This is a genomic window from Geminocystis sp. M7585_C2015_104 (assembly GCA_015295805.1).
Lineage (GTDB): Bacteria > Cyanobacteriota > Cyanobacteriia > Cyanobacteriales > Cyanobacteriaceae > DVEF01.
In genome coordinates, this window is record DVEF01000057.1 from 1 (window position 1) to 6,958 (window position 6,958).

7 protein-coding genes are annotated in these 6,958 nt (G+C 45.3%); 6 read left to right on the forward strand and 1 reads right to left on the reverse strand.

What is annotated here, in order from left to right; genetic code table 11:
• The 3 genes from IGQ44_06645 to IGQ44_06655 all read left to right on the forward strand — a co-directional run.
• A partial coding sequence (locus IGQ44_06645; GenBank protein ID HIK37648.1) for a prephenate dehydrogenase/arogenate dehydrogenase family protein occupies positions 1–621 on the forward strand: 621 nt, incomplete at its 5' end.
• A 58-nt stretch (positions 622–679) separates the two neighbouring features.
• Positions 680–2,137, forward strand: coding sequence for a glutamate--tRNA ligase (locus tag IGQ44_06650; GenBank protein HIK37649.1), 1,458 nt, complete (start codon positions 680–682; stop codon positions 2,135–2,137).
• Between the two features lie 86 nt (positions 2,138–2,223).
• Entirely contained in the window at positions 2,224–3,285 is a 1,062-nt protein-coding gene (locus IGQ44_06655; protein HIK37650.1) for an Mrp/NBP35 family ATP-binding protein, read from the forward strand.
• A 57-nt stretch (positions 3,286–3,342) separates the two neighbouring features.
• Here IGQ44_06655 and IGQ44_06660 read toward each other — a convergent pair whose 3' ends face one another.
• Positions 3,343–4,731 (reverse strand): cation:proton antiporter, encoded by a 1,389-nt coding sequence (locus IGQ44_06660; protein ID HIK37651.1) that lies wholly within the window; start codon positions 4,729–4,731, stop codon positions 3,343–3,345.
• A gap of 262 nt (positions 4,732–4,993) precedes the next feature.
• Here IGQ44_06660 and IGQ44_06665 point away from each other — a divergent pair, with 262 nt between their 5' ends.
• The 3 genes from IGQ44_06665 to IGQ44_06675 form a co-directional block, all read left to right on the forward strand.
• The gene (locus IGQ44_06665; GenBank protein HIK37652.1) at positions 4,994–5,818 is read left to right on the forward strand and encodes an ABC transporter permease; all 825 of its coding nucleotides are present in this window, start codon (positions 4,994–4,996) and stop codon (positions 5,816–5,818) included.
• A 23-nt stretch (positions 5,819–5,841) separates the two neighbouring features.
• Positions 5,842–6,612, forward strand: a complete 771-nt coding sequence (locus IGQ44_06670; GenBank protein ID HIK37653.1) for an ABC transporter ATP-binding protein — start codon at positions 5,842–5,844, stop codon at positions 6,610–6,612.
• A 62-nt stretch (positions 6,613–6,674) separates the two neighbouring features.
• Positions 6,675–6,958, forward strand: a 284-nt coding sequence (locus tag IGQ44_06675; GenBank protein ID HIK37654.1) for a glycosyltransferase family 1 protein, incomplete at its 3' end; no start/stop codon positions are given.

A 6,958-nucleotide genomic window follows, 5' to 3' on the forward strand; every position in this document is an offset into this window, starting at 1 on the left:
ACCTTGGAAAAAATAATTGCCTTGCTGTCCAGCCCATGTGTAATTACAGACGTAGGCTCAGTTAAGGGGGCTGTAGTGTATCGGGCCACGGAATTATGCCCTTATTTTGTGGGCAGTCATCCCATGGCGGGAAGTGCGCTTCAGGGTATAGATGCTGCCATGGCCAATTTGTTTGAAAATGCTCCCTGTGTTGTCACCCCCATCTCTAAAACCTCACCACAGGCTTTGCAGACGGTGTCTGCCTTTTGGCAATCTCTCGGATGTTTAATTTACAATACTACCCCTGAGTTGCACGACCAAGCTGTTGCTTGGGTTTCCCATCTTCCAGTCATGGTGAGTGCTAACCTGATATACTCCTGTTTACAGGAGAGTCGCCCGGAGTTGTTACAATTGGCTAAAGCCTTGGCCAGTTCAGGATTTAGAGACACCTCCAGGGTAGGGGGTGGCAATGTGGAACTGGGGCTGATGATGGCACAATACAATCGTGAATCGTTATTGGCTTGTCTGCGGCAGTATCAGGAAAATTTGGAATACCTTATAGGACAAATTGAAGAGGAAAACTGGGACAATGTGAGGGCATTCCTTTCTCTCTGCCAGCAACAACGTCCTGACTTCCTCTAATGGCCCATTGTTTCTGTTGGTTAAAATAAGACATTGTCCCATCATAGGATAATTTTGTATGTCTGTTCGTGTTAGACTGGCTCCATCCCCTACTGGAAATTTACATATTGGTACAGCACGCACTGCGGTATTCAACTGGCTATTTGCCCGTCACCACAATGGTACTTTTATTCTCAGAATTGAGGATACGGACACGGAACGTTCTAAACCTCAGTACACTGAGAATATCATCTCCGGCTTGAAGTGGCTGGGGTTGGACTGGGATGAGGGACCCTATTTTCAAAGCCAAAGATTGGACTTGTATCGTCGGGCAATTCAAACTCTTTTGGACAAAGGGTATGCCTATCGTTGTTATTGTACCCCAGAAGAACTAGAGGCTCTCCGGGAGGAACAAAGGGCTAAAAACCTTGCCCCCCGTTACGATAACCGCCATCGTAATCTTACCCCCGAACAAATTGCCGAATTCGAGGCACGGGGGAGAAAGCCTGTCATTAGATTTAAAATCGACGATGATAGGGAAATTGTCTGGAATGATCTAATTCGGGGCACTGTGGTATGGAAGGGGAGTGATTTGGGGGGCGATATGGTGATTGCCAGGATGCCGGAGAGGGAGGATGAGCCTTTTGGGCTTCCTCTATATAACCTGGCGGTGGTGGTGGACGACATTGATATGGGTATTACTCATGTAATTCGAGGTGAGGATCACATTGCCAATACTGCTAAACAAATTCTGTTATACGAAGCCTTGGGAGCAAAAATACCGGAATTCGCCCACACTCCCCTAATTTTGAACAAGGATGGCAGAAAACTGTCTAAGAGGGATGGGGTGACTTCCATTGATGACTTCCGGAAGATGGGGTTTGTAGCACCTGCATTGGCAAACTATATGACACTTTTGGGATGGACACCACCGGATGGGGAGGAGATTTTTGATTTACATACTGCTGCCAAGCAGTTTAGTCTTTCCAGGGTAAATAAGGCGGGGGCGAAATTCGACTGGGATAAGCTGGACTGGATTAATAGTCAGTACCTCCACAGGATGTCTCCAGGGGAATTGTTGCCCCTTATAACCCCCTATTGGCAGGAGGCTGGTTATCAGTTCAATTTAGATACAGACAGGGATTGGTTGTTGTCCGTTGTCGCCCTTATCAGCTCCAGTTTAACCCGTTTGACGGATGCCGTGGGGGCAGCCAAAGTCTTCTTTGCTCAGTCCATCACCCTTTCTGAGGAGGCCCGGGAGTTTGTTGCCCAAACTGAGGGGGTCAAGGAAACTATAAACCACGTGTTGGCGAGCCTTGACGGGGAATTAAATGCCGAGAAGGCCAATGAGATAATTAAACAGGCTACCAAGGAACTTAAACTCAAGAAGGGTATAGTCATGCGTAGTATCCGGGTCGGCCTAACAGGGGAGTTGCATGGCCCCGATTTGCTACAAACCTGGCTCTTGCTTCACCAGAAGGGATTGGATAGGCCTCGTCTTGAAACTGTCTCTCAATCCCTCTCTAATAGCCATTGAAATTTTACAATACAAACCTAGCTTATAATAGACACAAATACATATCCCCTCGGGGGTTTTGTAAGACAAGAAAAACAACGACAGATATGGTAACCAAAGAAGCAATACTAGAGGTATTAAGGCCGGTAAAGGACCCCGAATTGCAGAGGAGTCTAGTAGAATTAAACATGATTCGTAATATAAGCGTAGAAGATGGTAATGTAAGTTTCACGCTGGTATTGACGACGCCGGCTTGTCCCTTAAGGGAGTTAATAGTAGAAGACTGTGAAAAGGCGGTAAAACGGCTGGAGGGGGTGAAGTCTGTATCGGTACAGGTGACAGCGGAAACACCACAACAAAAATCACTACCCAACAAACAGGCAGTGGCCGGGGTGAAGAATATTATTGCCGTCTCCAGTGGTAAAGGTGGGGTTGGGAAAAGTACAGTGGCGGTGAATGTGGCAGTGGCTTTGGCACAAATGGGAGCCAATGTAGGCTTATTGGATGCGGACATATATGGTCCTAATGTGCCAACCATGTTGGGGTTGAGTAATGCCGCTGTGGAGGTGGAGAAAACTCCCCAAGGAGAGTTTTTACAACCGGCCTTTAATTATGGGATTAAGATAGTCTCTATGGGCTTTTTGATAGATCCAGACCAGCCGGTGATTTGGCGGGGCCCCATGTTAAATGGTATTATTCGTCAGTTCCTGTATCAGGTTCACTGGGGGGAATTGGACTATTTGGTGGTGGATATGCCTCCTGGTACTGGTGATGCCCAACTCACTCTTGCTCAAGCTGTGCCCTTGGCAGGTGCCGTGATTGTCACTACCCCACAAACTGTTTCCCTACAAGACGCCCGCAGGGGTTTAAAAATGTTTGAGCAGTTGGGGGTAAGGATTCTGGGTATTGTAGAGAACATGAGTTATTTCATACCCCCAGACATGCCCGATAAAAGTTATGATTTATTCGGCTCTGGTGGTGGCCAGAAGACATCCAAAGAGTTAAATGTGCCCCTTTTGGGTTGTATCCCCCTGGAAATTTCCCTCAGAGAGGGGGGGGACAAGGGCATTCCTATTGTTGTTAGCCACCCGGAATCCGCCTCTGCCAGGGCTTTAAAACAAATTGCCCAACAGCTAGCAGCTAGGGTTTCCGTGACGGCGTTATTGTAGGGGTGGATGATTGTAAGTCCGTAGGGTTATGGGGGCAAAAGCCCCTCACTTTGAAGACTAGAAGGGGGTTTTTACCTCTTCCCCTTTGGCAACCACCTGTGTTTCGGTTTCTGCTTCTGCCTCTCCTAAAACTAGTTTCAACAGGGGTGGTGCCAGGAAGGTGGTTATAATTACCATTATGATGATAGCCGCTTCCAGGGGTTTAGTTAACACCCCACTGCTGGCACCAATACCGGCAAACACTAGACCCACCTCTCCCCGGGGGATCATACCTATGCCTATTCCCAGACGGTTGATTTTTTCCCCAGAGAGGAAACTCCAGCCACTTACTATTTTGCCTATAATCGCCACTGTAATCAAAAAGGTTGCTATATATAGTCCCTCTCTATTCTCTGGCACCACTGGATTTAATACCCCCAAGTCCACTCTGGCACCCACGGTGACGAAGAAGAGGGGCACAATCACGTCGGCAATAGGCTTGACTTGCTCATCTAATTCATTACGGGCATCTGTTTCGTCCAGGACTAGTCCGGCGGCAAAAGAGCCTAAAATCGCCTCTAGATGGATTGCATTGGCCAGAAAAGCCATCAGCAGGGCAAAGATAAACGCCGGGATGATAATACTACCTCTTGTTTTTAGATTCTCTACTATTGCCTCAAAGGTTTTATTAAATATACTTCCCAGTAAAATGGAACCTATTAGGAAGGCCACAGCACTGACAATAAGTAATAATACTTGTACCAGGTTTACTTCACCGGTTTTAGCCAGACTGGCCACTACTGCTAGGATAATAATGCCCAAAATATCGTCAATTACGGCAGCCCCAATGATGATCTGACCTTCTTTGGATTTCAACCATCCTAGCTCGGATAATACCTTGGAGGTGATACCAATACTGGTAGCGGTGAGGGCGGCGCCGGCAAAAATTGCTGGTACTGCGGGAAAATGGAAGAAATATATTAAACCGGCCGTGCCCATGGCGAAGGGCGCTGTGACTCCCGCCACTGCCACTATGGTGGCTTTAATTCCTACTTTCTTTAATTCTCTGATGTCGGACTCCAGACCGATTTCAAAAAGCAATACGACTACCCCCAATTCCGCCAAGACTGAGATTACTTCACTCTCTGATTCAAATACTTTTGTAAACAATTCCTCACTCATGGGGTTGAGGAAGTTTAGGACATTCATCACCAGGGATTTGTCGGCGGTGACTGACTCGGGGAATACCACCAAACTCAGGGCAGATACCCCTATGATTACCCCACCCACCAATTCTCCCAACACTGGTGGAAAATTGGCCATTCTGGATAATTCTGCCCCCACCTTGCTGGTAAAGTAGATTATGGCCAGGGTTAGCAATACCGCTGTCAGCACTAAAGTGGGTTTTTCTGCCTCTGTGGCGGTGGCTACTAGTAGACTTGGCAATGACGAACACCAGTTGAACATAATTTGTTAGTTGCTGATTTTATTTATGAGCTTTTTCTGGTCAATCTTTTTACTCTCAGACAATATAACTCAAAACAGGCTAAATTACACTTTGGGTAGTATTTTTATTGTTTATGGTTACTATTATCTTTTCCTTCACTCTCTTGCGGGGGACATTGTATCTTCACGGGGGATAATGGACTGTATTAAACTGTACAGATTTGTCAAAACAATGGTAGTCTAAACCACCATGTCATTTTCGGAATCCTATTTTCTTTTTACTATGGTTTGGCAAGAAAAAATTCTATCTCCCAAGGAGAGAAACTCCTGGCAGAAAACCCTCCTTCGTTATTGGGATTTGCTGTGTGTCCTGGTGCCTCAGACTCTGCATGCCCGTTATCGTGGCTCCTATTTAGGGGTATATTGGTCCCTGTTAAATCCCGTGATAATGACTGCCCTCTATACTACCATTTTTGGCACTGCTTTTGCTTCTTATTATGACAACTCCCTTGTAAATTATGTCCTGGCCGCTTTTACTGGTTTGTTAGTGATACATTTTTATAACTCCTCGACTACTCAGGCCCTCACCAGTGTTGTCTCTAATGGAGAGTTGCTGAACAAGATTAGAGTTCCTACAGATATATTCCCTTTGACGATGATAGGGGCAAATATAGTACAGTTTTTAATAGGGCCTTTCCCTATTTTGGTGATTATTACTCTTCTTAAAAGTGGAAGTGTAGTGCATGTTTTTTTGCTGTTGATTCCTTTTATTTCTTTGGTATTGGTGTGCACAGGGGTGGGGTTCATTGTGAGTGCCCTATTTGTATTTTTCCGGGATTTAGGATATTTTTATGAGGTGGCAACATTCATAGTATGGATTTCAAGTCCCGTGTTTTACCCCCCAGAAATAGTCCCAAGTCAGGTAAAACCGTTTTTGAATTTGAACCCCTTGGTGGCAATAATTGAATCCCTACGTCAGATAAGTTTAACCCCCGATTTTCCTGAGCCCTTCTTCCTATTGGGGGTCATTTCCTATGGCATAATCCTTAGTGCATTTGGTTATATGTTTTTCCGTAAACTAGAGCCAGAATTTCTGGATTTACTGTAGAATATGATAGGGCAAACAAACAAATGAGTGAAGAGATTATCTGCTTGGAAAATGTGGAACTATGGCGCCGAAATAGGGAACAGTTCCACTACGACTTCAAAAGGGCAGTATTCTCCCTGGTGCAGGGGAGGAGACTTAAAATAGAAAAAAAACTGGTTTTGAAAAATATAAATCTCAGGGTAAACCAGGGGGAAAAAATAGGAATAATAGGAGCAAATGGGGCGGGAAAATCAACACTTTTAAAGGTAATTTGTGGGATTTTACCACCTAGTAGGGGAACTGTCAGAGTCAGGGGAAAAATTGCGCCGCTGATTGAATTGGGGGCAGGTTTTGACCCAGAAATGTCAGTGAGGGACAACATTATCCTATATGGGGTATTACTAGGCCACTCCAGACAAGAAATGAAACGACGCCTCAAGGATATTATTTCCTTTGCGGAATTGGAGGAATACACCCATCTGCCTGTAAAGGCATTGTCTTCGGGTATGAGGGCTCGTTTAGGATTCGCTATAGCTACAGATGTAAAGCCAGATATTTTAATAGTGGATGAGGTACTGTCAGTGGGGGATGCCCATTTTGCCCAGAAGTCTCGGAGGCGAATGGAAGACTTGTGGCAACGGAATACTACTATTCTATTTGTATCTCACAGTTTGGCTCAGGTTGAACAGCTTTGTCCCAAGAGTATCTGGTTAAATCATGGGGAAATAGCATTCATGGGCGACACCGGAGAAGCTATACAACGTTATTTAGAATACATTGGCCTGAATGCCAGTCAAAAAAATGGACTGTGTTAGAATACTGCAGAGTTTTGCTCAAAGGGAAGAAGCATAGGCCTATTTTAGCTAATAACTAAACCATGACACTACCTCATCTTTATTTCCTGTTTCCCCGTCTGGATATAAACAGTGGTGGCAATATTGCCCAACTAAAATTACTAGCCATTGCCCAAAGTATAACCTCAGCTGCGGCTGTCACCTATCGTCAAAGGGAGGCAGATATACCTTTTTTGGACGAACTGTTAAAGAAAAACCCTGCCGAGGATACCGGTGTTTATGTTATCCATTGGGGACCTGACATCCGACGGCTTTTGACAAAACTTAAAAATCGTCGGGTAGTGTATGTAGCACACAGTAGTGGTTA